General features: G+C 57.6%; 21 protein-coding genes. 7 read left to right on the top strand and 14 right to left on the bottom strand.

From position 1 onward, the window contains the following. From VN622_06170 to VN622_06185, 4 genes are all read left to right on the top strand, one after another. Positions 1-709, top strand: a 709-nt coding sequence (locus VN622_06170; GenBank protein HWR35439.1) for an RHS repeat-associated core domain-containing protein, incomplete at its 5' end; no start/stop codon positions are given. 41 nt (positions 710-750) lie between these two features. Further along, complete coding sequence (locus VN622_06175) at positions 751-1,221, top strand: hypothetical protein (GenBank protein HWR35440.1); 471 nt, start codon at positions 751-753, stop codon at positions 1,219-1,221. Positions 1,222-1,820: 599 nt separating this feature from the next. Beyond that, positions 1,821-2,495 (top strand): hypothetical protein, encoded by a 675-nt coding sequence (locus tag VN622_06180; protein ID HWR35441.1) that lies wholly within the window; start codon positions 1,821-1,823, stop codon positions 2,493-2,495. An 11-nt stretch (positions 2,496-2,506) separates the two neighbouring features. Next, entirely contained in the window at positions 2,507-2,980 is a 474-nt protein-coding gene (locus VN622_06185; protein HWR35442.1) for a hypothetical protein, read from the top strand. 439 nt (positions 2,981-3,419) lie between these two features. Here VN622_06185 and shc read toward each other — a convergent pair whose 3' ends face one another. Next, positions 3,420-5,405, bottom strand: a complete 1,986-nt coding sequence (shc, locus tag VN622_06190) for a squalene--hopene cyclase (protein ID HWR35443.1) — start codon at positions 5,403-5,405, stop codon at positions 3,420-3,422. A gap of 480 nt (positions 5,406-5,885) precedes the next feature. On the opposite strand from shc, the gene VN622_06195 reads away from it, so the two are divergent. Then, positions 5,886-6,755, top strand: coding sequence for a hypothetical protein (locus VN622_06195; GenBank protein HWR35444.1), 870 nt, complete (start codon positions 5,886-5,888; stop codon positions 6,753-6,755). Between the two features lie 117 nt (positions 6,756-6,872). Here the strand turns inward: VN622_06195 and menC are convergent, their stop codons facing one another. The 3 genes from menC to mazG are packed head-to-tail and all read right to left on the bottom strand — an operon-like array spanning position 6,873 to position 9,666. Further along, the gene (gene menC / locus VN622_06200) at positions 6,873-7,982 is read right to left on the bottom strand and encodes an o-succinylbenzoate synthase (protein HWR35445.1); all 1,110 of its coding nucleotides are present in this window, start codon (positions 7,980-7,982) and stop codon (positions 6,873-6,875) included. After that, a complete protein-coding gene (locus VN622_06205) occupies positions 7,979-8,773 on the bottom strand; it encodes a GNAT family N-acetyltransferase (GenBank protein HWR35446.1) in 795 nt (264 codons plus the stop codon). The genes menC and VN622_06205 overlap by 4 nt, the downstream gene beginning before the upstream one ends. Then, positions 8,770-9,666: a nucleoside triphosphate pyrophosphohydrolase gene (gene mazG, locus VN622_06210; protein HWR35447.1), complete on the bottom strand. Its 897-nt coding sequence runs from the start codon at positions 9,664-9,666 to the stop codon at positions 8,770-8,772. Before mazG ends, VN622_06205 begins: the two co-directional genes overlap by 4 nt. 137 nt (positions 9,667-9,803) lie before the next feature. Here mazG and VN622_06215 point away from each other — a divergent pair, with 137 nt between their 5' ends. Then, complete coding sequence (locus tag VN622_06215) at positions 9,804-11,462, top strand: glycerol-3-phosphate dehydrogenase/oxidase (protein ID HWR35448.1); 1,659 nt, start codon at positions 9,804-9,806, stop codon at positions 11,460-11,462. Here the strand turns inward: VN622_06215 and VN622_06220 are convergent. The 10 genes from VN622_06220 to VN622_06265 form a co-directional block, all read right to left on the bottom strand. Beyond that, positions 11,433-12,164, bottom strand: coding sequence for a glycerophosphodiester phosphodiesterase (locus VN622_06220; protein ID HWR35449.1), 732 nt, complete (start codon positions 12,162-12,164; stop codon positions 11,433-11,435). The two genes, VN622_06215 and VN622_06220, sit on opposite strands and share 30 nt — an antisense overlap. 3 nt (positions 12,165-12,167) lie before the next feature. Further along, a complete protein-coding gene (locus VN622_06225) occupies positions 12,168-12,479 on the bottom strand; it encodes a hypothetical protein (protein HWR35450.1) in 312 nt (103 codons plus the stop codon). A 93-nt stretch (positions 12,480-12,572) separates the two neighbouring features. Next, the gene (bshC, locus tag VN622_06230) at positions 12,573-14,177 is read right to left on the bottom strand and encodes a bacillithiol biosynthesis cysteine-adding enzyme BshC (GenBank protein ID HWR35451.1); all 1,605 of its coding nucleotides are present in this window, start codon (positions 14,175-14,177) and stop codon (positions 12,573-12,575) included. A 347-nt stretch (positions 14,178-14,524) separates the two neighbouring features. Next, positions 14,525-16,930 (bottom strand): polyribonucleotide nucleotidyltransferase, encoded by a 2,406-nt coding sequence (pnp, locus tag VN622_06235; GenBank protein ID HWR35452.1) that lies wholly within the window; start codon positions 16,928-16,930, stop codon positions 14,525-14,527. 356 nt (positions 16,931-17,286) lie between these two features. Continuing rightward, complete coding sequence (gene rpsO / locus VN622_06240) at positions 17,287-17,553, bottom strand: 30S ribosomal protein S15 (protein HWR35453.1); 267 nt, start codon at positions 17,551-17,553, stop codon at positions 17,287-17,289. Positions 17,554-17,769: 216 nt separating this feature from the next. Then, positions 17,770-19,653 carry a ferrous iron transporter B gene (locus VN622_06245; protein ID HWR35454.1) on the bottom strand — a complete coding sequence of 628 codons (1,884 nt, stop codon included), beginning with the start codon at positions 19,651-19,653 and terminating at the stop codon, positions 17,770-17,772. A gap of 2 nt (positions 19,654-19,655) precedes the next feature. Beyond that, complete coding sequence (locus VN622_06250; GenBank protein HWR35455.1) at positions 19,656-19,946, bottom strand: FeoA family protein; 291 nt, start codon at positions 19,944-19,946, stop codon at positions 19,656-19,658. Between the two features lie 237 nt (positions 19,947-20,183). Then, positions 20,184-22,430, bottom strand: coding sequence for a DUF5916 domain-containing protein (locus VN622_06255; GenBank protein HWR35456.1), 2,247 nt, complete (start codon positions 22,428-22,430; stop codon positions 20,184-20,186). 233 nt (positions 22,431-22,663) lie between these two features. Beyond that, positions 22,664-22,996, bottom strand: a complete 333-nt coding sequence (gene cyaY, locus VN622_06260; protein HWR35457.1) for an iron donor protein CyaY — start codon at positions 22,994-22,996, stop codon at positions 22,664-22,666. 40 nt (positions 22,997-23,036) lie between these two features. Next, positions 23,037-24,062 carry an endo-1,3-alpha-glucanase family glycosylhydrolase gene (locus VN622_06265; GenBank protein ID HWR35458.1) on the bottom strand — a complete coding sequence of 342 codons (1,026 nt, stop codon included), beginning with the start codon at positions 24,060-24,062 and terminating at the stop codon, positions 23,037-23,039. A gap of 156 nt (positions 24,063-24,218) precedes the next feature. Between VN622_06265 and VN622_06270 the strand changes: the two genes are divergently transcribed. Then, positions 24,219-25,196, top strand: a complete 978-nt coding sequence (locus VN622_06270; protein HWR35459.1) for an AAA family ATPase — start codon at positions 24,219-24,221, stop codon at positions 25,194-25,196. Positions 25,197-25,245: the final 49 nt, after the last annotated feature.

The raw sequence follows: 25,245 nt of genomic DNA on the forward strand, positions 1-25,245 counted from the left end.
GAACCAACTCGGCTCGCATTCCTATGATGCCGCCGGCAACATGATTGACGGTGGTTTCGAGTACGACCATGAAAGCATGCTGATCGAAATAGGTGGCCAGCTTGCGTACACGTACGACGGCGATGGAAAGCGCATCGCAAAGGTTGGAACCAGGCTCTACTGGATGGGAGTGGGATCGGCGGCGCTGTCGGAGAGCGACACTACCGGACAGATCACCGACGAGTACATCATGTTCGGCGGCAAGCGGGTTGCACACATCTCCTCGGCAACCACGAATCCGCAAATGTACTACTATTTGCCCGATCATCTCGGGACCACTCGCATGTTGACGGATGCAGCAGGTGTGGTCTGCTACGATGCAGATTTCTTTCCATACGGTATGACGCGGCAGATTTATGTAGATACTTGCGACCAGAACTACAAGTTCACCGGCAAAGAACGCGATACCGAAACCGGGTTGGACTACTTCGGAGCCAGATACTACGCCAGCAATATGGGACGGTGGATGAGCCCCGATTGGGCGGCGAAGCCTGTTGCTGTTCCGTATGCGGACCTAATAGATCCACAGTCCCTCAATTTGTATGCTTACGTCCGAAACAGTCCGGTCACAAAGAACGATCCTGACGGTCACAAACTCAATTGCAGCGGTGACCAGTGTGCCCGATACATTGCAGAGTCCCAGAAGGCGACAGGATTAACTTGGCTATAGGGAGGCGTGGCGCAGTCAACATCACCGGTACTCCGAAAGAGATGAGTACTGTTGCAAAACAATTCGCGAAGATCATTGGCGACCCTAATCACACTGTAAAGATCTCTGCGGATTCACACAATCAGGTGATTGGTGGCAACTATGACTTCTCAGGGCACGGTAATCAGCGTCTCAACTACAACTCCATAGACCAGTTGAGCAGCGCTAAGGGCGGCTTCTCGCCAGCATCAGTGACCACCCACGAAACCACAGAAGCGTATCAAGGTTTACTCAACGGAAACAACTTCGGCCAAGCTCACCAAACCGCTATCCAGTACGAGAACTTGGTGAGGATACAAGAGGGCCTTGGTCCACGAATCGGAGAGTCTTCTACCCTGACCAACGGCGGAACCGGGGCACGAATTGAAGTGAACTTCAGCTTTTATAAGGAGCTAATAAATGTCAACTTACAGGTCCCATCAGTTACATCGACACAAAGCGTTCCGTCCATGCAACCGGCTCCTGTTAATTAGCTCTGCCGTTGCGCTTTCGATTATATTGGCGCTGTCGCCAGCGATAGCAAAGTCGAAACAGGTCACGAATTCCTTCTGCGTTCGCCTGGAAAGAATAGGGCCGCCGCCAGGCTTCTGGAGCGGCCCAATAGCTGCTGTTCAGTGGCTTGATGCAGTGGTTATCTCAGCACCCGGAGCCAGCAAAAAAACTGGAGATCACTTACGATTCGGTGTCTATGTTGTTCGCGGCAGCAAGTTTTCGGACAGTACCGATCCGAAACTAAACCCGGTTATCTTTCATCCTGGCGCGGTTATTACTTTGCGAGACGCCAAGGACTGCAAATTCGCGGGCAGCGAGGGGTATGTTTACGACCCTTCGTGTCTGACGAAAGAATGCAGCAAGAGAAGGTAAACTGCTGGAAACCTGCAAGTTCACCGGCAAAGAACGCGACTCCGAAACCGGGCGGGTGGCCCATGCAAGCCGCCGTTGCTTGCATGGGGTTGAGATCGCGTCGGAGTGGACGACGGCGCTAAAACGCAAGAACATAGGGGGCGATGCTGATTGATGGCCTCTGTCCCCATGCAAGCAAAACCGGCTTGCATGGGCCACCTGCCCAGTGATGATGAATCCGCTACGCGTCGTAAATCCTCAGCGGCTGAAACTCTACTCGTATGCGGTCAACAATCCGCTTACGTTCATCGATCCTGATGGGAAAGACGCGATAGCAGTCAACCTTGTGAATGGGGTCCCCGGCGGAGGGCACCAGGCAATAATCGTGGTTCACCCCGACGGGTCTGCTACGTATGCTAGGTTCGGACCGAAGGGCGGCAACGCCGCTTCCGGCCCTGGCGAAGTCGGTGAGAAACAGTTGTCGCCAGTTCAATTCCAATCGAACGGACTCCCGACGGATGCTTCTTACAAACAGTTAGCTAAGGAAGTTGCTGACTTCGAAGGCCAGCCTGCCAGCACTGTTGGGTTCAATTACTTCAAGACTTCCGACGCAGACACGATGGCTCTTCAGAACTGGATGGACCAGATGAAGGCGCTGTCAGATGCAGGTAAGGCTCCTGACTATCAGGTGAATACCCAGAACTGCGCGACATTCTGTATCGCTGGGTTGCTCACGGCACATGCGATTGAAAACAAGAACCTCAGCATCATTCCAAACCGTTTGTTCATGCTTCTCTCACGACTGGCGGTCGAGAACTGGACCTGGCAAGGCCGTACTCCCAAGGAGAAGGTGACTCACAAAATCTGCTGGACCGATGAAAAAGGCAAGAAGCAATGCCAGTGAGGGACGGCTTTATGAAACGACTGAGCTTGTTCGAAAAGAGCGTTGCTGTCCTGACTGTGCTAGTCGTGGCAATCATCGTTGCAGTGGTGGGTGGGTACTGGTGGAGCAACTCCACTCCTCATCGGCCGCGGGGAGTTCCTGAGAGCGCAGTCTTCCTCAGAGCGCCTGCTACAGGGGCTCCTGGTGCACCACGGGGACAGTGGTTGTCGTGCTGGGTGAGCGAGGGGCACAACCGTTGCAAGTTAACCGATAAAGACGGAAGTACGAAGTTCGAAGGCGACTTCCTCCCGTATGGTCGTGATGGTGTGGTTGCGGAAGCTCAGTTGAAAATCAACCTCGCGAAGACTACAAAGCAAGACTCAGTCTGGGCCGGAGACACATGGGTTCCACTGGTCTATCTCGACAATGGTGAGGTTCTCATCCCGGCTGTGCAATACGAAAAGGGAAAGCTCATCGTGGAGAAGGAGCGGGAGAAAACGAAATGAGTCCAGGACGCGATTAGCACATGTCTTGTGACGAAATCTGTTCCGAAATCAAAACAAATGAAACCCTCCCGGGGTGAAATCTGGGAGGGTTCTTCTTTTAGCTGCCGAGGTTTTTAGCCGCCGATCCAACCACGAGACTCAGTCCCCGGCAGAGGCGGCGACGGCTTGCTTCTGCGGAGTGGAGGGTGGTGCCTTTTTCTCCGTGCCGTTGCTTGCGGTTCCGTTCTTCAGGGTGGCGATGAGGGGCTTGATGCGGCGCACATCGGCTTCGCGGGTGACGTTCTTCTCCAGCAGCTCGATGAGGCGTTTGCGGGCGCTGCATCGCTGGCGGAATCGACAACCAGGGGAACAGCGATTTCGCCTCGCTTTCGATCTGAAAAGACTAATGGGACTGCCTTTGCCGAGCGGGTCGACAAAGCATGTAGCGTGCTCGGTTTTGCTATCCCTCAGAGCCGGATGCTGCTCTCGCTTTTTCGTGTGCCTCCACTTGGTTGGCGTATGTCGCCAAAGCCAGCAGTGGGAAGTAGTCCCTATACAAGTGGTAGCTGAGGTAAAAAACGTTGGGAAATCCGGTGCCGGTTGTGATGGATTCCTCCCAGGTTCCATCGGATTCCTGGTGTTCGCGTAGCCATCGCACGCCATCGCTGACGGCGTTGCTCTGAACTTCCCCGGCGGCTATGAGTCCGAGAATTGCCCAGGCAGTTTGCGAGGGCGTGCTAACGGCGCTCTCAAAACGATTGGTCTCATAGCTGCGGCAGCTCTCGCCCCACCCGCCGTCCGGATTCTGCACGCCCTGGAGCCAACGGGCAGCGCGTGCGATAGCATCCGCCACATCCGGCGAACCGGTAGCGCGCAAACCGCGAATCGCGAGGAAGCTGCCATAGATGTAGTTCACTCCCCAGCGTCCGTACCAACTCCCGTTGTCCTCCTGCTCTGTCAGCAGGTATTTCACGCCGCGCGCTATGGCCGCATTCTTGTAGTCGAAACCGCGACGGCAAAGCGACTCTAAGGTGCGCCCGGTAATGTCCGGGCAGGTGGGGTCCAGCATTGCGTTGTGATCGGCGAAGGGTACCTTGTTGAGGATCTGCCAGTTGTTGTCCACGTCGAAGGCAGCCCAACCGCCGTCGAAACTCTGCATGCCCAATAGCCAGTTAATGGCGCGGCGTTCCGCGCGTGCCTGTTTTTCCGGATCACTGGCCTTGGCATGCAGCAGGGCGAGCAAAACCATCGCCGTGTCATCAACATCGGGGTAGAACTCATTGGCGAACTCAAAGACCCAACCGGAGGGAGTTAAATCCGGGCGCTTGGCGGCCCAGTCACCCTTGCGTCGGATTTCCTTGGTGAGCAGCCAGTCGGCGGCCGCGGTGAGGCGGGCGGGGTCGGCCTGGCCAAGCTCACCGAGGGCAAAGGCCGCAATCGAGGTGTCCCAGACGGGGGATTTGCACGGCTGGAAAATCAGGCTCTCCTCGTTCTCCAGAATCAGGTCGTCGAACTGCCTGATGGCGAGTTGCAGGTCGGGATGATCACGCTCATAGCCGAGTGCGTCCATCGCCATGATTGCGTACATCATCGACGGATAAATTGCACCCAGGCCCTCGCTGTATTGCAGATGATCCAGCATCCAGTGTTCAGCCTGGCGGATAGCGCGCCCGCGGATTTGCTTGACGCTCTGACGCTCCCAGCGTTTGAAAAGCTTGTCGGCGGTAATAAATAGATTGGCGATGCGGTCCTTGCGCTGCAAGGCAAACTTCCGGTGCGGATGCACCAGTTCGTCTACACGGACTCCGCCGGGCGTTGGCTTGGTACTTCCGAGCGCCTGCACCAGAGAGAGCGGGACGATGATCGTGCGCGTCCAGGAAGACATCTCGTAGAGAAAGTTGCCCGGGATGATCAAGATCTCGGGCGGAATCGTCGGACAGTACTTTCGAGGATAGAGCCCGAAGAAGCTGAAATTCAGCTTGGTGTAACTGTTGCATGCTTGGATGCCACCAAGCTTAAGAATAAGCGCGCGGGCCTTTGCCATTCGCGGATCGTCGATGCACATGCCGGTCATCTTCAGCATGGTGTACGCGCGAACCGTGGCGTTGATCTCCGAGGACCCGGGCTCGTAGATGTTCCAGCCGCCGTCGGGGCGCTGGGCATCGAGAATAGCGCGGGCGGCTTTGCGAATCTTGGGCATCGTCGGCGGATTCCAGCTTCCATCCGGCGCAGCGGGGTAGAGCCACATCTGCAGGAGGATGTAATCGGACTGGAGGGTGGAGTCGGCGGTAAGGTCGCCATGCCAGTACCCATCGGAGTATTGCTTGGATTGCAACGCGCTTGCTGCTTGCACGGCGGAGGACCGAGCCTCATTCGCTGAAGTGCGAACTACCGCCCGTGCGACGGCGGCGACCTTTGTGACCGCCGCCCCCTCTCCTCTGATCATGATTCCGGCCAACTCACGCATGATTTCGTCCCTTTCGCAGATCTGCAGCTACCCAGATTCACCAACACCGTCATTTGAGAGCAGGTTTTCTCTGAATCTACTAGCGTTCAGGAACTCTGTCTAGACAAGACCGTTGTTTGGTGACAGGCTTTGAAAAACTTTCGACATGCGAAGCCCGTCGGACGAAGTTGTCAGGCGTCCGACGTCGTCATTTGGGACAAAGGCTCCTTGAAGCACGCACCCTGGGCCGCCGAACAACGCCGGCTTTCGCTGTTTTATCAACTTGGGGTCCCCCTTGTTGTCGGTGCGGGACTCAGGCGGATTCCCTCTTCGTGCCTCTCATTCCGCTGTCGGCGTCTGGCGTAAAATGTGTGAGTAGCCGGGTTATAAGGGCGGATGGATGCGCTCGGGCATGTGCAACGCGACATTCCATCATCGCCATCTAAGTAGTTGAAGAAACCAAAGCAGGTTATGAAAGGTATGAAGAAGGTGGGATCTCTCGCCATACGGGCGGCTCTGTCGCTCGCCGTACTTTTGGCGCTGTCGCCATTTGCAAACGCCCGCGCCAGCCAGTCGAAACTGGTGTTGCCGACGTCGGCCAATGAACTCGTTCGCATGACGATCGCCAACGAACTAAAGCAGCTCGATGACGATCGGTTTTACGCATTCATTCAAAGCACTGAAAAACCGAGGGGAACCACGACCAAGGAGATGGTCGAAACCCCCGACGGCGTGATCGGACGTGTTGTCGCCGTGAATGGCAAGCCTCTCTCCCAGGAGCAGCGTCGCGCGGAAGACGACCGCATAAATCGATTACTAGATCCGAAGCAGATGCGCGACAAAGCCAAGGAGCAGAAAGAGGATCAGGAGCGCACTACCAAGCTGGTCCGCTCGCTTCCGGATGCCTTCATTTATACCTATGACGGTCCTCCTGAGGGCAACATCGTGCGCCTCAAGTTCACTCCCAACCCAGATTTCGATCCGCCATCCAGGGAGACTCTTGTGTTTCAAGGCATGGCCGGCGTCATGGTCATCGACGCTGCTGCCATGCACCTCGCCAAAGTCGATGGCACCATGACGCGAGACGTCAATATCGGCTGGGGAATTATCGGCCACCTGGATCGCGGCGGTCATTTCTATGCCGAACAGGCCGAGGTTGACAAAGGTCATTGGGACATTGTGAAGATGAACCTGAACTTCACCGGCAAAGCCTTCTTCTTTAAGAACATACGAATAAAGCAGACAGAGACTTTGTCGGCATTCCGTCGCGTGCCGCGCATGAACGTTGCGCAAGCACTCGAATTTCTTCGCAAGCGAGATGCAGAAGCGGTAACCGCCAGCACGAAATAGCTTAGCCACCGCCGCAAATAGCAAAGATCCGTGCGTCAGGGACACCCCGAGTTCAGCCAAAGAAAGCTCCGCCAGACGGAGCTTTCTCCAAAGCCGAACTCGAACTGCGATCGGCGCTTAGGCCCTCACAGTTTCTTTTCGCACCGTTAGTTCCTCAATCAGCTCTTCCCGAACGTCGTAGCCGCGCCCCGGTTTGTCCGGAATAGCGATGGTTCCATTCGACGACACTTCCACCGCAGGCTCGATCACATCCTCTTTCCAATAGCGTTTTGAGGCCGACACATCCCCCGGCAAACGAAAGTTCTCAAGCGTTGACATTGCGATGTTGTGCGCGCGCCCGATGCCCGACTCCAACATACCGCCGCACCACACCGGCACGGCAGCGGCCTTGCACACGTCGTGCGTCGCAATCGCCTCGGTGAAGCCGCCGACGCGACCCAGCTTGATATTAATGATCCGGCAGGCGCCCAACTGAATCGCCGCCTTAGCATCGCGAGCGTTGTGAATCGATTCGTCCAGGCACAACGCGGTTTGCAATTGTTTCTGCAGGCGCGCGTGGAAGTAGATGTCGTCGCTCCACAATGGCTGTTCGATCATCAGCAGCTTGAACTTGTCGAACTGCTTCAATCGGTCGATGTCTGCCAGTGAGTATGCAGAGTTAGCATCGCAGCTCAGGAGAATCTCCGGCCAGCGTTCTCGGATTCGTTCCAGGATGTTCAGATCCCACCCCGGCTTCACTTTCACCTTGATCCGCTGATAGCCGGATGCAAGCTCCCCGTCGACTTTCTCCAGCAACTGCTCCGGTGATTCCTGAATGCCAATCGATACGCCGGTATTAATCTCGCCCAGAGAGCCCCCGACCAGCTTCCACAACGGGACCTGCTTCTGCACCGCCTCGGCATCCCAAACCGCATTCTCAAGTGCGGCCTTTGCCATTCGGTGGGCGCGCACGCGCGCGAACAACGCTGGACATTCACAACCGGCATTCACTTCGCGCGCCAGCAACGCCGGCGCCAGGTACTGCTGCGTCACGTACCAGGCCGTGTCAATCAATTCTTCGTTGTAGAAGGGATGTTCGCCTGCCGTGCATTCGCCCCATCCCTCAAGGCCGTCCGCGTGTACCGTCACCAGCAGGATTCGTCGCTCTGTGGTGCGCCCAAAGCTGGTCTCGAAATAGTGCACCAGCGGCATTCGAATTTCACGTAGCGTGACAGCCTCTATCTTCAACCTTCACGCTCCTCTTCTCCATAGCCCCAACCTTCATCCCACCGCGCGAGCAAGAAGCGTCCATTCCCTTTTGCGTCGCGCTGATAGCCAAGCACTGCCAGCCCGTCGGTGAATGCCCTTTGAAAGGTCTCCCGGTTGCGGCGCTGTACATCGGCGGCAAGATGCTTCTCCGTCGCGCTCGCCTTCCACGCTGAGATCTCGACAGGCACATCCACCGCCTGCGTCGTGGCGATCGGCTCACGCACGCCCGTGCTCAGGGCAGTCTCTACGCGCTTCGAACGTAGCCACCACTCGGCCACAAAGCGGTCGCTCGGCAGTCCGCCCTGCAACGGCGAGGAAGTAATTCCGTACTGGTTCACGTTGTAGCGTCGCGCGATGGCCCCGAGCCGCTCGATGTTCAGGTGCGCGTTCTTGATCTCCAGCGGATCGAAGGTCCACTCGATCAGGTCGATGTTCTGCGCGAGAGCGATTTCGCGCTGGAAGATCTTGAGTGCGCGCCCCAACCCCAGGTTTCGATACTCCGCTTCTACGGCCAGCATGTGCGAATGAATATAGGAATGGCGGCCTCGAATCCCCGGCAGACCATACGCGAACCCCACCATTCTGTCGCCATCAAACGCACCCAACACGTGCCCGCCAATCTTCTCTCCCACAACAAACAGCCGGATCGGCACCATCTCGATATCGCTGAAGTTCCATACGCGCCTCTGCAAATCCAGCGCCTGGCGGAACTCATCGACTACGTGGCACGTTCGAAGCGTAATCTCGCCAACCTTCTTTTGAGCCTTCATCGTTCAGTTCCCTTTGCCTGCTGCCAGAGCTCTTCCATCTGCTCGATCGGTGTGTCTTCCAGCCTCTTCCCCTGCGCACGCAACTGTTCTTCCATGTACTGGAAACGCCGCTTGAACTTCCGATTGGTTTTGCGCAACGCCTGTTCGGAGTCCAGCGAAAGATAACGCGCAATGTTCACCAGGACAAAAAACAAGTCTCCGACTTCGTCCTCCATGCGCGCCCGCAGTTCTTCTGAAACAGCGCTTCCTTTCGCGCCTGAAACGCCGAGGCCCACCGGGACAGGGCCCGGCGGCGGAATCTGCTTCACCTCCGCGCGCAGTTCATCCGTTTCTTCTTTCAGCTTGTCAAAAAGTCCTTCAACATTAGGCCAGTCGAATCCGACGTGTGCCGCCTTGGCGCTAAGCTTGTGCGCTTCCAGCAGCGATGGCACTGCACCGCTGATACCCGCCAGCACAGAAGTTGGCTTTTCGGGAACTTTGCCGCTTTTGCCGCCGCCTTCTGCGAGTCGCTTCTTTTTTTCGTCGGCCTTGATTGCTTCCCAGTTACGCAGCACCTCGCCCGACGTCTCCGCCTTAACCTCGCCGAAAACGTGCGGATGTCTCGTCACCAGTTTGTCAGAGAGCCGGTCGAGAACGTCCTTGATCGAGAAATGTCCTGCTTCCTCGGCCATCTGCGCGTAAAAGAGCACCTGCAAAAGCAGGTCGCCAAGTTCGCCAGGCAACTCGTCCCAGTCGCGATTGTCGATTGCTTCCAATACCTCATACGTTTCTTCCAACGTGTAAGGCTTGATGGAATCGAATGTCTGTTCGCTGTCCCATGGGCACCCGTCCGGTGCCCGCAATCGCGCCATGATGGAAACGGCGCGCTCGAAGCGTTCTCCTGTGTCTGCCATCGCGCCTCCAATCTAAACGAGCGCATCCTTCAATTCAAAGCACTCGTGCAGTTATTCGGGGAAGAGTTATGAGCTCTAGCAACTCGTGGCGCGTAGCTATTGATTACACAGTCACTCTCTCGCGCATCTAACACGGTGTGAGCAGGCTCCTTCCAACGCGTCCGGCCGTCTCCGGCCAGTTCGACGTCGTAGTCATCGGCGGAGGAATCAATGGCGTCGCTATTGGCCGCGAGTGTGCCAGTGCGGGACGCCGAACTCTGCTCCTCGAGCGTCACGACCTCGCCTCCGGCACGACTAGCCGCTCCACCCGGATCATCCATGGCGGCCTTCGCTATCTGCAGTTCGGCGAAATTGGGCTCGTCCGCGAATCCTTGCGCGAACGCGAGCGTCTTTTGCGTGAGCGCCCGCATCTCGTTCGGCCCATGAGCTTCGTGCTCGCACTTGGGCGCGAGCGCACACTTAGCGCGCTGGAGATTCGCAGCGGACTCTGGTTCTATCGTCGGTTCGCCGGAATGCACAGCCCCAGCGCGGACACGATCCACGAACTGCGCGAGTTTGAGAAGCAGCTCGACGCAGGCCAGCACTGGTCGCTCTTCCACTACGACGACGCGCAGTGCGAATTTCCCGAGCGCCTCGTCGCCGAGTGGCTTATCGAAGCCGCTGCCGATGGGGCTGTCATACGCAATTACACAGCGGCTCTCGGCGTCAGGCTAGCTCATGGTCGAGTCCTCGGCGTGATTGTTCGCGACCTCCTTACGAATGAAGAGTTTACGGTCGACGCTCGCTGGATTATCAATGCTACGGGCCCATGGGCGGACCACATATGCGGAGACTCCGGCATTGACACCGCGGGACCGATGATCGGCGGAGTGCGAGGGTCACACCTGGTTTTACCGCAGTTCCCCGGAATGCCAGGGTCGGCTGTATACACGCATGCGAACGACGGCCGCGCCATCTTTGTGATCCCCTGGAATGGCCAAGTGCTTTTGGGCACGACGGAAATTCGCGACAGCAGCAATCCTTCCGGGGTGCAGCCTGCGCCCGAGGAAATCCGCTATCTGCTCGACTCGATCAATAACCTATTCCCCAATGCTCGCATCACTGAGGACAAAGTTTTGTACGCGTTCGCGGGAGTGCGGCCTCTGCCGTACGTGCCGGACAAGGCGCCGAATGCGATCACACGCCGTCATCTCCTGCGCAATCATGCGGCCGACGGTGCAGCCGGACTTATCTCTGTGATCGGGGGCAAGCTGACAACTGCGGCATCGCTAGCGCGTCAGTGCGCGCACGCCATAGGCATCAAGGTAGCCGAAACGCCACTGCCCATAGCATGCATCGGAACGGCCAGTGGCTTGGAATCCACAATCAGCCAATGGTCCACTCTAGTGGCGCAGACGGCGGGAATCACTGAGCAGTCCGCGCGCGCCATGGCCGCTTGGCATGGCCGACGTGCTTTCTGCGTAGCGCGACTTGCCGGCACCGAACCGCAGCTAGCTCGACCACTCTTCGACAGCACCGAGCACATTGTCGCCGAAGCTGTCTCTGCTGTTCGATACGAATACGCGGTGACGCTTGCAGACATCTTGCTGCGACGCGTGCCTGTTGCGCTCAGCGGTTCCTGGAACGAACACTCCAGCCGCGTGGCAGCAAAACGTATTGGTGCGGCGCTCCGATGGGAGCGCGACGAAATCGAATATCAACTAGAAGAGTTCGAAAACGAGAGAAATGCTTTCCTGCGGAAACCCGCTCGCCCAGGCAATGCCAGATCAACTTTGCCCTCGAACCGTGCGGCTTAGCAACTGTGTGTCATCGGAGATGATGCCATCCACTCCGAATTGCGTCATGCGTTGCATATCGCGCGGCGCGTTCACGGTCCACACCAGCACCTGTTTGCCCGCACTGTGGAAGTCGCGCACCAGTTTTTCGGTCACCAACGTACAGTGCGGCATTACGTGCGTGACCGGGAGTGAACGCCATCGCCGCATCGCACGGGCGTTGCTGAATATGTATCCAGATGGAACGTTAGGGTCGAGTGCGTGCACGCGCTCGACAACCTCGGGCAGGAAAGACGACACCACAACCCGCTCGTAGTCCCCTTGCTCGTGCAGCAACCCGACTACCGCATCTTCAACGCCAGCAACCTTCAGTTCAATATCTAGAAACGCGCGCTGCGCATAGCGCTCGAGCACTTGCTCGAAGCATGGCAGAAACGTCTGTTGCTGTGCCGAGTTGCGGAAGAGAGAACGCACCGGCCGTGCGATGTCTTCCGAAAGGAGGTCAAAGGTGGAACTCGCTACAAGCAGCTTGCCGAACTTCGAATCATGGCAGATCACGTTGCGTCCGTCTGCCGTCCGCCTCACGTCGAACTCGAAGCCGTCGCATCCATGCTGGAGCGCAAGGTCGAAGGCCTCGAAGGTGTTCTCCGGCGCGCAACGGCGGCAGCCCCTGTGGCCAAGCAGCAGCGGTCGCCCACCGGGGTTCTCGTAGCGCGTGTTCATAGATCAGTCGAGGTCGAAGTCGCGCAACGGCTTCTTGCCAGTGTCCGGCGTCTCTTTTGCCCTACGGATGGCCTCCTGGAATTTTTTCTCCAGCAGGTCCGACTTGTTCCTCTCGGCCTCGACGGATTGCTGGAAGATGGACTCCTTGCGAGAGTCGCGTTCCTTCATCGCGCGTGCAGCCTCTTCCATGTCGGCAAACATCTTCGGCATCGCCTTGGGAGTGTGCGCAATCACTGCCTTGGTGTTTGGGTCCACCTTGATAAGGGCGTCACAACATGGACAGGTAATCTCAAATGCAGGTTCGTTCTTCGCCATGCCAGAGATGGTATCGCAAATCGGACGCTGGTGTTTGAGTCCTTCCAGGGCCTAAGAGCTTCTCTGCCGTTACAAAAGCAATCTGAATAGCCGCTAGACGTGGATGACCTGATGACCTGGGCACTGGCGTGCCGTGACTTCGACGAGGTTCTGGAGCAACTCCGAGCCATGCGTCGCGAGGAAGTAGATGCCGGCAATCTCGCGTTCCTGGAGTGTTTTGCGCGGGAACAGCGAGGTCAGGATCTCTTCGGCATCGCGCGTGAGCATCTCATTTCGGCGCAACTCCGCGCGCGCCGCTTTCGATCGCAGTTTGCCGACCTGATACTGCATCTTGCGCGTTGAGCGTTCGGCAGCTTCGACCAGCGTCGGATCCAATCCCTTCAGCGACTGCTGCAAACGGGACATATTGTCCTGCACCGCCGCCGACGTCGCATCGAGATTCTGCTGGAGATCCGAGGGCAGAACTCGCGAACCCAGCAGCTCCCGCAGATGCTCTCCGCCATGGAAGAGATCAGGCAGCGTGAGTTGATAACGGTTTAGCAGCTTCTGCATGCGCGCACTGACCAACGTCGCGCTCATTCGCGGCAGCACGGGTGTAACCCGGCCCAGCAGCTTCTCGTAAACCACGGCTGCCTGCGCGAAGTATGCGATTTCCGCAGGTCCGCCGAAGTAGGCTACGGTGGGCAGCAGGTAATCCTGCATCACTGGACGCAACAGAACGTTAGGACTGAACTGTTCGGGATGTTCAGCTATGCGCGCAAGCATTTCGGCGCGTGCAAACTTTCTTTTCCCGACGAGGAAGTCTCCGTCATTACCACGATGCATGACTACGCGCTCGCCGTCCTGCAAGGCGAAGAGCAGCGTGGACGCAGGCGTTACCTTCACTTGCTCGTGGTATCCGGCATTGCGCAGTTGCTTGCCGCGAGCGAGCAGCGCCTCGTCCAACTCTTCCGCGCGCTCGGCCGCCTGTTGCAGCATGGGAGCTGCAATGGCGTGCAGTTCGGCGTCAAGCGGGTCGAGCAGTATGAGTCCAATGTCGCGGAAAATATGCGTAAACAATTTGGCGAATGCGCTGCCGAAGGTTTCGCCGGTACGATAACTCTCGCGCACGAAGCGGGCGGCCTCTGACGGTTCGAGCAGCGAGGATGCTTCGGCGGACAACGCGTCGATCTCCGGGCCGAACTGCACGTTGCCGACCGGCGCGGCTCCGTTGCTGCGCACCGCGTACGCAAAGTCGCGCAGCTCGCGCGCTCCGGAAGGCATCAATGCACTACTCACCTCCGCGACATCGTGGTCTTCCGTGGCCAGCCAGAAGATGGCAACCGCGGGCTTGCCGCTGCGGGACATCTCGCGCGCGAAGTTCAGCACGCTGGCTGCTTTTAACAACGAGTACAACGGTCCGCCGAACAAACCAACCTGCTGCCCGGTGACAAAAGCCGATGCTCCGCGACGCAACCTGTCGATGGCACTCAGCGTCGGCTCACCTGCTCCCCAGGTGCGGTTCTGGCGTTCGAGGACGTCGGCTACGCGACGGCGGCGCTCGTCTGGTACATGCAGCTTCGTTTGCTCGTTCAGAGTCCAATCGGCTGACGGCGGGCGCGAATAGAAAGTTGAAACGCGCTGGAACTGGAACAGGTAGTCATGGAAAAGCCTGGATGTATGCGGAATTTTCGAGAATGATATGCAGTCCGATGTCACTGTCCGCTCTTCTTTCACCTTGGTTCCGTGCGTTCCGGCGCATCAAGACAACACTGTAGCCAGCGAACACGCAAGCAGTTGGATGTGCAAAAACTTCCCGGGTCGCAGATTCTACGAAGCCAAAACGATTGTACCAACGCCGTTGCGAAACGAGACCTCGGCGACTCTCATATACCTCGCATTCGCACGCTTGACCGATTTCAGTCTAGCTTGCAATACGCTTTAGTGTTTGCAGCCTGTCTCGTCTGAATACCAGCAAGAAAGAAAAGCCACGGCTGATGTGCCATGGCTTTTCTGATGGAGCTGTTGGGGAGGGCGACTGTGCCCAATCCTAACTGATTGAAACGTTACCGACCGCCGCCACCCGGGCCACGACCGCCACGGCCAGGACCACGACCACGGCCTGGGCCGCCGCGTCCACGACGGCGATCACCGGAGCCGCCGCTACGCGGGGGACGAGGGCCGCTAGGTGCTCCCATTCCCTGCTGTTCGTTGATTGGCTGGCCAGCATCGTCAACGCGGTTAAAGTTCGGCTCGTCGTCACCGCCTTCGTAGCCGCCTTCAAATGTGATAGCGCCACTGCCTTCCGCAGCAACATCGGAATCAACATCGCCGGTTCCGCCTTCGGTGGGTGCTCCACCGCCTGCGGCCTGCATCTTGGCACGCTGTTCCTTCAAGATGGCTTTGCGGGAGAGGCGAATGCGGTTGCCTTCCACGGCGAGAACCTTCACGAGGACCTGATCGCCTTCCTTCAGTTCGTCTTTAATGTCCTTGATGCGGTGCTCGGAAACTTCCGAGATGTGCAGGAGGCCGTCGGTTCCCGGGAATATCTCGACGAAGGCACCGAACTCGGCGAGGCGTGTGACCGTGCCGAGATAGGTTTTGCCGATTTCTGCGGTGGCCGTGATGTCTCCGATCATCTGGAGAGCCTTTTCGGCTGCTGCCGCATCGCTGGATGCGACCTTCACGGAGCCGTCGTCTTCGACGTCGATCTTGACGCCAGTGGCTTCGACGATGCCGCGAATCACCTTGCCGCCCGGTCCGATCAGTTCGCGAATCTTGTCCACCGGGATCTTCAGGGTATAGAAGCGCGGTGCGAACTCGCTGACCTTGGTGCGACCTTCAGTGATGACTTCGTTCATCTTACCGAGGATATGCAGGCGTCCACGCTTAGCCTGCGCGAGAGCTTCGCGCATGATACCCGCCGTGATGCCCATCACCTTGATATCCATCTGCAAAGCGGTGATGCCGTTGCTGGTACCAGCAACCTTGAAATCCATGTCGCCGTAATGATCTTCCGCGCCGGCGATATCGCTGAGGACGGCGTACTTTTCGCCCTCGATGACAAGGCCCATGGCTACGCCGGCAACCGGAGCGCGCAGAGGAACTCCGGCGTCCATGAGGCTGAGCGAGCCGCCGCAAACGGTGGCCATTGACGATGAACCGTTGGACTCAAGAATGTCGCTAACAACGCGGATGGCATACGGGAAATCTGCTTCCGCGGGAAGCACTGCGGCGAGCGAACGCTCAGCGAGTGCGCCGTGACCGATCTCTCGACGGCCCGCGCCGCGCAGGAACGCGACTTCGCCAACGGAGAACGGCGGGAAATTGTAGTGCAGCATGAAGCGTTTCTTGGCTTCGCCCTCGAACCGCTCAAGGCGCTGCATGTCTTCGCCCGTGCCGAGCGTGGTCGTGACCAACGCCTGGGTTTCGCCGCGAGTAAAGATGGCGGAACCGTGAGTGCGCGGGAGCACGCTGGTTTCGATCCAGATATCGCGTATCTGGTCGAACGCGCGACCGTCTGGACGGCGGCGATCGTTCAGTACCTGCTCGCGGAAAATGCTTTCGCGGAGCATCTCGTAATACTTGCCGAGCTTGGCGCGACCATCCGCATCGTCCTCGGGAATGGCAGCCTTGAGCTCGTCCTTAATCTCTTTGACTTTGGCGTAGCTCTCCGCTTTGGGATACTTCTCGGTATTCAGGGCATCGGCAAGCCGATCACCGATGCGGCCACGGAGTTCAGCCAAGTATGCTTCGTCCAGAACGGGGGGCTCAACCTTGCGCTTGGGCTTTCCGACCCGCCGCGCGAGTTCGCTGATGGTGGCGCAGATCTTCTTGATTTCGGCGTGGGCGAACTCGATGGCCTCGACGACGCGTTCTTCATCCACTTCATTCGAGCCCGCTTCGATCATCACAATGCCATCGACGCTGCCGACGACCATGATGTTTAGCTTGCTCTCGTGCATGTCGCTGTAAGTGGGATTGATGATGAGCTCGTCATTGACGAGGCCGACCCGAACCGCGCCGATAGGCCCCTGGAACGGAATGTCAGAAACCGCCAGTGCGGCGGATGCGCCGTTGATGGCGGCTACGTCGGGATCATTCTCGGTATCAGCCGAGAGGACCAGCGCGATAACCTGCGTCTCACAGCGGAAGCCATCGGGGAACAAGGGGCGGATGGGGCGGTCGATCTGGCGGCTGGTGAGGATTTCACGCTCGCTGGGACGGCCTTCGCGCTTGATGAAGCCGCCGGGGATTCGTCCGCCGGCGTAGGTGTACTCGCGATAATCAACGGTGAGTGGAAAAAAGTCTATGCCAACGCGAGGTTCAGCATTGGCGCAGGCAGTGGCGAGGACAACGTTGTCGCCCATGCGCACGACTACGGAGCCGTGTGCCTGCTTTGCTATTTTTCCAGTTTCAAACGAAATCGTTTTACCGCCTGTAAGTGTCAGGCTGGCATCTTGCTTGTTCATGATGTGTTCCTTCTATTCAGTGCGCGTTGTGCAGCACGGGCCGGGGCACCGCAGGCGGAAGAGAATTGCTCGTAAGCGTCATCGCGCCTACGGCCGCTGAAACCGGTACCACAGGACGGATTACTAGACAGGGTTAACAGCTTGATCTCTACCCCGCAACGCCGAACATTGCGGGCATCATAGACGTGTACCGAACCAACTTGGGGATAGGGCGAAGCGCCCGGCCTGCGGTTATCCCCCAAGGGGCCGAAAGCCGGGAAGGGGACGTGTGCGCGAACGCACGTTAACCCAAACGTGGGTATTCCCACGACGACACACATAATCTCGAGACGGAAAACTCGACTTCCGAGCGGGCACTACTTACGGATGCCCAGCTTCTGGATGACAGTCTTGTAACGCTCGGTGTCGTACTTCTTCAGATAGTCCAACAAGCTACGGCGCTTGCTGACCATCATGAGAAGTCCGCGGCGGGACGCATGGTCCTTTTTGTGCGTACGGAAATGGTCGGTCAACTGGCCGATCCGCTCACTCAAAATTGCGATCTGGACCTCAGGGCTGCCGGTGTCGTTCGCGTGGGTGCGGTACTGATCGATGATGGAGGTCTTTTGCTCTCGAGCTAACACTGAATCTAACGCGCTCCTGCTCTGTTATATCGTTTCCTGTAACGCGTAGAAGGTTACCACGCGCCACACATAAGTGTAAAGCTCAGCCGTACTTGGGTTTGCGAACAGATACGGGCTCCACGGCATCGCGCCATCAATCTCCCCTGAGAGGCCCAACAAGAAAGAGCGAAATACGGTGAAAGACCGCATTTCGCTCTGTGTTCTCTTCTGCTCCCCTTAGGCAAGCAGGCGCAGCGTGATGTGGTAAGCGGCGAAGGCCGAGACGTAGGCCACGAAAGTCATGTACGCGAACTGGGCAGCGGGCCAAGTCCACCCATTTGTCTCACGCCTGACGATGGCAATCGTGGAAATGCACTGCATGGCGAAGGCAAAGAACACCAGCAGGGCAACCGCGGCTGCCGGGGTTATCTCCTGACGCAAAGCGGCCTGGAGTTGCAGGTTCTGCGATTCGGGATCGAGGCCGTAGAGCGTACCCATGGTGGCAACAATGGTCTCGCGGGCCGCAATCGAGGTCACTAGACCTACGCCGATCTTCCAATCGAAACCGAGTGGGCGGATCGTGGGCTCAATGAAATGGCCAATCTTCGCGATGGCGCTGACCTCAAGTGCAGGAGGCTTTCCGCCATGCATCGGAAGGTTGGTCAATACCCACAAGAGGACGGAGACGGCAAGAATGACGGTCCCGGCACGATAGAGAAAAGCCTTGCAGCGGTCCAGGACACGCAGCCCCAGCGATTGAAGAGTCGGCCAGCGGTAAGGCGGCATCTCCAGCATGAAGGGTACATCAAGACTTTTCAAAACAGCAGACTTGAGGAGTCGAGCCGTGAGGACGGCCATCCCAAAGCCAAGCAGGTACAGGCCAAGCATGGCCAGCGCACGCGTTCCCAGCAGGAATCCAAGCAGCGGCCGGTTCGGAATGAATGCCGCGATAATCATCGTATATACAGGCAGACGCGCGGAGCAGGTCATGAACGGCGCAATCAGAATAGTGGCCGTGCGATCACGCTTGTTCTCGATCGTGCGGGTCGCCATGATGGCCGGCACGGCGCATGCGTAAGCAGAGAGCAGCGGAATAAAGCACTTCCCGTTCAGCCCGACTCGCGCCATGGTGCGATCCGCTATGACGGCAGCTCGCGCAAGATAACCGGAGTCTTCGAGAATGCCGATGACGAGGAACAGCAAAAGAATCTGAGGTAAGAAGACAAGGACGGAGCCAACGCCGTTCCAGACACCATTAAGTAATAAAGAACGAAAAAGGTTATCGGGGAGAACGCTGCCAAGTTGCTGTCCGGCAAACTGAATGGCGTGCCCGAAAACATCAGAGATAGGCTGCCCGATGGCGAAGATGGTCTGGAAGACGCCAATGACCACCACTGCGAATACGACAGAGCCCCATGTGCGGTGCAGAAAAATGGAATCTAGGCGGCGAGTCCACTCCGGCGTCGCGGGGCGGCGGTAACCGGCTTTGGTACCTACGCGCTGCGCCCATTCGCGACAGCCGCGGGCATCCTGCAAAATGGGTAAATCGAGCGGCGACGGAGATTTTGTGCGGGATGAAAGAAAATGAGCAACCTTGTCGATTCCCTCCCCTGTCGTCGCGCTGACCAGCACGACAGGAGTCCCAAGTTGCTGTGCAAGGGCGAGGACATCGACGTGGCCGCCCTGGTTGCGCAGTGCGTCGGCCATGTTCAGAACGACTAGCGTTGGCAAACCCAGCCCAATAACGCGTGCCGCAAGAACGAGGTGACGGTTGAGATTGGTGGAATCTACGACAAGGATGACGGAGTCTGGACGTCCGACGCTTTCCATCTTGCCGGTGAGAACGTCCACGGTAACGCGCTCGTCTTCCGACTTGGGCTGGAGACTGTAGACGCCGGGCAAATCGACGAGAGCAACTTCCTCGCCGTTACTATTGCGAAGGTATCCGGTGTGGTGCTCGACCGTTACGCCGGGGAAATTGCCGACCTTCTGACGCAGGCCTGTGAGGCGATTGAACAGCGTGGTCTTGCCGCAATTGGGAGGGCCAACGACGGCAATGGTTCGTGCGGAACGTTCACTGGCGGACTCGGTGGCTGCGCCTGTGTGGCAAGTTGTAGCCATTCTCAGTCCCCGAATTCAGCCGTTAAGAGAGGCCGGATTGCGATGTGTTTCGTGACTTCATTGCGCAAAGCAAACTCGGCGCCATCCACGCGGTAAACGCGAGGCGTGCCACCGGGCGCAATATGCGCTAAAACAACTTTGAGCCCAGGTATGAGGCCGAGATTCATAAGGCGCTCGGCAACGTGCGCCGGAAGATTAAAGTCCTGGACGACGGCGGTTTCGCCAACGGCAAGATCAGCAAGAGTCGGGTTAGGATGATGGCCTGTCATTTCGATATTGAAAATCGTTTTCAACTCCCTAATTATGATTGTAGCCGTCCTGCGCAGAAGTGCAAGTGGTGATCGTCACACTTATTTGTGACGAGTTCACAATTGGGAAATGGCTGGGGGCAACCAGGCGTTCGTTTTCAGGCACTTAGTTCGCGGTGGGAATGGAGGATTTTTCAGGTTCCTGCACTGTTCAAAGTGAAAGGGCATGGCCGCGGCCATGCCCTTTCTTTGACTGGCGCGTATGTTGCTCAGGAACGATGCTTAAAAACGGAAAAGGTAGCTGAGCTTCACAAAGACCTGTCGCCCCGTCGGAGTCGTTGGGGAGTTGCTCCGCATGAGGCCACCGGGCGCACTGTTTTCAAGACGCAGGTTGTCGTAAACGTCGGTATAACCGACATAGAGCGCGGTACCGGGATTGATCATGTAGGTGAACAACACGTCACCTGTCAGCTTTTTGGCTCGTTCTGAGTCGACGAGCAATGGATTGGGGAGGACGGCGTTGTAGTCAAGTATAGTGCGGACAGAGAGGCGGGGCGTGAACTGGTAATGCACCTTGGTGCGCACGATGTGGTTGTTGAAAATCGGACGGCTGCCACCTGGCGCCGAATCCAAAGTCCCCAGACGCCAGTAGATGTAGCGCTCCGTGACACGCAGGCGCGAGGTGGGCCGCAAGTTAATGGTGACGCTTTTATCGTTGGATTTCGAGAGTGTTGGGAGACCGATCGCTGGATAGTAGTTGATACCCGTACCATCCGATCCCGACAGCGACACGCTCAACCACTTCAGCCATTCGGTACCGAAGTAGTAGTGCGTGCTGTGCTGACGAAAACCTATGCCCCGGTATTTTTCAAAGCTTTCAGAACGCTCCAGAGACAGTTCTGTAGAGCGTGGCAGTTCGATTTCGAACTCAGGTTCCACTTCCCATTCCTGCAAAGTTCCTTTGTGATCCCAGATGACGCTACTTGAAACGAAGGGGCCAAACCAGAGCACGTTGCCCTTCTTTGGGTGCCAGAAGTAACCGATCTCCTGCTTCAACCAGCGTACGTCCGTGCGACTGATGTAGCCGAGCGGTGCGCGAAGGTCGGGGCTACGGTCCCAATACTCGGTCGAGAACTTCAGATCGCGCCCGCTGCGCTCAATGGCCGCGAAGAACGAGTTGCCGGCAACGTCTTTTTGCCGGAGGTCCGTGTCGTAACTGCGTATTGCCTGGCCAGTGACGGTCCAATGCTTGCCGAGCCTGGTGCGCGTATCGAGCGAGAAGACACGGTTCGAGCTTCCGCCAAAGTCGCGACTGGTGACCATGAGGCCTATGTGACTCGCACGGCCAATATCGCGCTGCACACGACCGATAGCGATTTTTGCGCGTTCACCATGCGCGGCATCATCCAGAGAGAGCGTTCGCCCGGCAGCACGATCGTCCATAGTTAGCGCTGCGACCGACCAACCGCCAATGCGACCGGTGAGTCGAGCGCCGAACTCCGGGTCGGCGATGCGGCGAGAGAAGAAGAGCGTCTCCGGCGTTTTGAAGAAGTCTGAGTTCTCCAGGAAGAATGGCCGCTTCTCTTCGAAGAAAACTTCGAAACGCTGGTTGATGGTGGTCTGCGGTTCGTCCGATTCAACCTGGCTGAAGTCCGGATTTACTGTCACGTCGAGCGTTAGCGCGTCCTTGATGACGATTTTGGAATCAAGACCGCTACGAGGTTCGTAATCTCTGCGATACGCTGCTCCGCCCTGAGCCTGCGGGTCCAGGGAGCGAGATGCGGCGAAGGACGTGTATGGAATGAACTGCATGTTGCGTCCCGGCGACACGTTCTTCATGCCGTCCAAGTGCCCCATTTGGGTGCCAAACCCTGCAATTTTGCGAGTTATGTGCGGCCAGAATGACACCTCGTTGTTTTGCGGGATGGAGCGCGCAAGACAAATTCCCCACTCCTGCACTGGCGTGCGATTGAAGCGCAGGCTCCTGAACGGGATCGTTATAAGCACGACATACCCGTCTTTCACAATGCGTCCTTCGGAGTGCCAAACGGTGTCCCAGGACATGTCGTCGTTCTGGCCATCAGCAGCTACGCCGTCGGCCTGAATTCCGTGAGGATTGGAAAAAAACTCATAGGCGCGCCGATGGTCATGGAAGGTGTCGAGGAGAACCATCACCATGTCGTCGCTAAAGACGTCTTCACGCTTACCGATGCTGGCACGCAGTTTTGAGGGATCGCTCTTGCACACAAAGGCGACATACAGGTTGGCATCGTCGTAGGAGAGGTATGCCGTCGTCGGCTCCGTTACCGGGTCGCCATCGTGCGGCTCACGCTGTATGAAATCCGTCACAACGCCCTCGGCTTCGCGTGGAGTGCCGTCAATGAACTGTTTCAATGTTGGGGGCAGCTTTACGCGAGGGATGTGGACGGCGGGCGTTTCAGCCGAATAGGCAGGCGTTGGTAAGGCGAAAGCGATAAACACGATAAACAGAAGAACGGTTGCAACAATGAACCCGCGGGTGACTTTCATCTTGCGTAGCCTCAGGTTAAGAATCCGTCATGAGTTCGTACGGATGTTGGTACGCAATATTGAACTCCTAAGTTCACGGTTCGTCAGCAACGATTCGCGAAATGCGCCAGACACTGTGGGTTGGGCAGGACCTTCAGGCAGGAAATTCACGAGAGAGTTAGGGGAACCGGGGCTTCGGTAGACAATTCGTAAGGGCGTCTGATCATCCGGCGCTACTAACTTGATGTGAAACACTAAACCAATCGCACTCCGTCTGAGCCCATCTGCTCGTTAATCAATCGCGAGAGCAGCGCCTTGAGACCTTCGCCGGTCTTAGGCAGGACGAAGTCGTTCGCGCCCTCCGACCAGTCAAGCTTGAAACTTGTGGAGAGCGCCGAAATCCACATCTGCTTGACCGGAGTATTGGGCGAAATGACAAACCTCCCGGGCGGTTCGTCGAAGCTGATGTGAATGGCGCCGAAGCGTTCGTCCACTTCGAAGTCCGCAGTCTCTTCTGCGGCGATGAGGCTTTGGTTCAGGGCTCCAAGTGCGGCTTCAGCATGACGTCGAAATTCCAGCTCATCCATGCACAAGATCATAACTGACGGAACGTTATCTGCGGCCTCGCTATCTCATGCCGGAAGTATCGCCGCCCTTCTTGGCAACGCTGCTGTCGTTCGCGTCCTTGCAGTTTGTATAACCACGCTCTATCGCGGTTCCTTCCTCGTAATCGTTCCACGTCACGATCATCAGGAAGGCAAGCGGCCGCGAGCCGGTGTAGTAGCGGCGGAAAACTCTCAACGAATCTTCAAACGTGCGTCCACAGCGCGAATCTATTCTGCGGTTACGGCTCCAACTTGCGCGCGAATCGTTGAAGCCCGGCCACGCCGCACCAACGGCTAGTTTGTCCGCGTACTTCGAATTCATCGTCGTGTAGAAATCTTCCAGGTAATCGCGTCCCCAGTTGCTGCCGTCCGGCGACCAGCCTTTTCTTCCCGGATGCACCCACGCGTAGTACCCGTCAAATGCGCCAGCATACCGCTGGTCGAAATCCTTGTAGATAAGCAGCGGCGGATCTTCCCATGAGTTCGCCGCTTCTCGCACCTTGTTCCAGTCGGTGCCCGCGCCTTTTGGGAAGATGAAGATAACCGGACGCCCGTGGTAGCGCAGATAAGGTTCGCGTGGCTCCGTAGCGTGATGCGAAATGTATCGTACGTACGCGTACCGCAGATCGTTGATCACGGCGTCGGTCGCATTGCCTGGGTTGCTGTCGTCCTCGTCATACATGAGCGCGACCTTAAAATCATTCTGCGCGGCCAACCGTTGAAGCTGAGCGTAACTGCGGTCTTCAAATTCTTTACCGGGGCCATACCAGTTGACGACGAATCCAGCGATCCCTAGACTCTTTGCCTGGTCTATCTGGCGTTGCAGCACGACGCGGTCCTGTGACGAATAGCCGACATTGATATGTCCGGGGCGTCCGAACCACGGCTGATACGCGGCCAGCAAAACAGGACCACCCTCCGTAGCCTGAAAGCGGTTGTCCTTTAGAGTCTTGTGCAGATCGGCCTTAGTGCAACCAAATGCCCCCACCAGTGTCATGAGCGCGAGCAGCAGGTAGCTTCGGCGCAGAATTTGCAAGAGTCCCTTCATTCCAGCGAAAGCCTCATTAGCGCAGATTTCAATGCGATTGGATGAGAAATCCGCTATCGGCGTTGGACAGAGTTGTGGAACGGGATCTGGTCCACGTGCTTTCAATTTCCCGGCTATCTCTCGCCGCCGGTGATGTACTTGTGTTATAAGCCCCTTATGCGCAAGTGGATGCGCGACCGCATGAAGCGGCGCAAGAAACCGGGCAAAGACCCGGAAAAGCAGTCGGGAACCGAACAGGGCCCGGCACCATTACAACCGACATTCCTCGATCGTGAAGCGGGCGACTGGGGTTCGGGTGAGCAGACCGAGGCACGCGGCAAGAAGAAGGACGAACCGCAGCCCGAATACGAAGCTCAGCCCGAGACCGAACCGTCCGACGAAGCTGAAGCGGCTGAAGCTGCGCTGCCGACCGCGCAAGGCGCTTCCAGCCGGCGCGACCGTTCGCGACGCCGCGGACGCCGTGGTCGAGGCAATAAACCGCAAGCTGGCGAAGAACAGCCGCGTCCCATACTGCCCATCGCACCGGGACTGGCAACCGGGGAAGCCTCCGAAGTCGCTATGGACGATGGCGCGGCCACCGCTGACGCCCAAGTCCCCGAACAACCAAAGCCTGCGAAGGAACCTAAGCGCGCTCGTAAGCCCAAAGGCGCTGTCATTCTCGCCATAGGACTGCCGGGCTCAGGCAAGAGTTCGTGGTTCAAGCGTCAGAACATCATTCCGCTCTCCAGCGATCTCGTGCGCGGGCTGTTGTTTGACGACGCCACGGAACAGCGCTTCCAAGACCTGGTGTTCTCAACGCTGCGTACCATGCTTCGTGCGCGCCTGGTCGCCAGTCGTCCGTTCAACTACATCGACGCGACGAACCTCGCACCCAAGGAGCGCCACAGCTGGATCAAGATGGCGCAGGACTTCGGCTACGAAGCACACGCCGTTTACTTCGACGTTCCGGTGGAAGTTTGCATGGAGCGAAATAACATGCGTTCGCGCAACGTGCCAGACGACGTCATGCGGCGCATGGCGCAGAAACTGCGTCCGCCGAAGTTTGAGGAAGGCTTCGCCAAAATCACCGTCGTTCGACTGAAGCGCTCTGAACCAGAAACGCAGAAGGAAGAACCCGGCGAATCCGAAGAGTAATCACTCGTTCGTACAAGCAAAAGCGCCCGGAACTTCCGGGCGCTTTTCT

The sequence above is a fragment of the Clostridia bacterium genome, from assembly GCA_035561135.1.
Lineage (GTDB): Bacteria > Acidobacteriota > Terriglobia > Terriglobales > Acidobacteriaceae > DATMYA01.

Coding starts and splice junctions, on each gene's coding strand:
- pnp (HWR35452.1), bottom strand. CDS start 16,930: ATGAACAAGCAAGATGCCAGCCTGACACTTACAGGCGGTAAAACGATT.
- VN622_06255 (HWR35456.1), bottom strand. CDS start 22,430: ATGAAAGTCACCCGCGGGTTCATTGTTGCAACCGTTCTTCTGTTTATC.
- cyaY (HWR35457.1), bottom strand. CDS start 22,996: ATGGATGAGCTGGAATTTCGACGTCATGCTGAAGCCGCACTTGGAGCC.
- shc (HWR35443.1), bottom strand. CDS start 5,405: ATGATCAGAGGAGAGGGGGCGGCGGTCACAAAGGTCGCCGCCGTCGCA.
- VN622_06220 (HWR35449.1), bottom strand. CDS start 12,164: ATGAACACGCGCTACGAGAACCCCGGTGGGCGACCGCTGCTGCTTGGC.
- VN622_06270 (HWR35459.1), top strand. CDS start 24,219: ATGCGCAAGTGGATGCGCGACCGCATGAAGCGGCGCAAGAAACCGGGC.
- VN622_06185 (HWR35442.1), top strand. CDS start 2,507: ATGAAACGACTGAGCTTGTTCGAAAAGAGCGTTGCTGTCCTGACTGTG.
- mazG (HWR35447.1), bottom strand. CDS start 9,666: ATGGCAGACACAGGAGAACGCTTCGAGCGCGCCGTTTCCATCATGGCG.
- VN622_06225 (HWR35450.1), bottom strand. CDS start 12,479: ATGGCGAAGAACGAACCTGCATTTGAGATTACCTGTCCATGTTGTGAC.
- VN622_06180 (HWR35441.1), top strand. CDS start 1,821: ATGATGAATCCGCTACGCGTCGTAAATCCTCAGCGGCTGAAACTCTAC.
- VN622_06265 (HWR35458.1), bottom strand. CDS start 24,062: ATGAAGGGACTCTTGCAAATTCTGCGCCGAAGCTACCTGCTGCTCGCG.
- VN622_06195 (HWR35444.1), top strand. CDS start 5,886: ATGAAGAAGGTGGGATCTCTCGCCATACGGGCGGCTCTGTCGCTCGCC.
- VN622_06205 (HWR35446.1), bottom strand. CDS start 8,773: ATGAAGGCTCAAAAGAAGGTTGGCGAGATTACGCTTCGAACGTGCCAC.
- VN622_06245 (HWR35454.1), bottom strand. CDS start 19,653: ATGGCTACAACTTGCCACACAGGCGCAGCCACCGAGTCCGCCAGTGAA.
- VN622_06175 (HWR35440.1), top strand. CDS start 751: ATGAGTACTGTTGCAAAACAATTCGCGAAGATCATTGGCGACCCTAAT.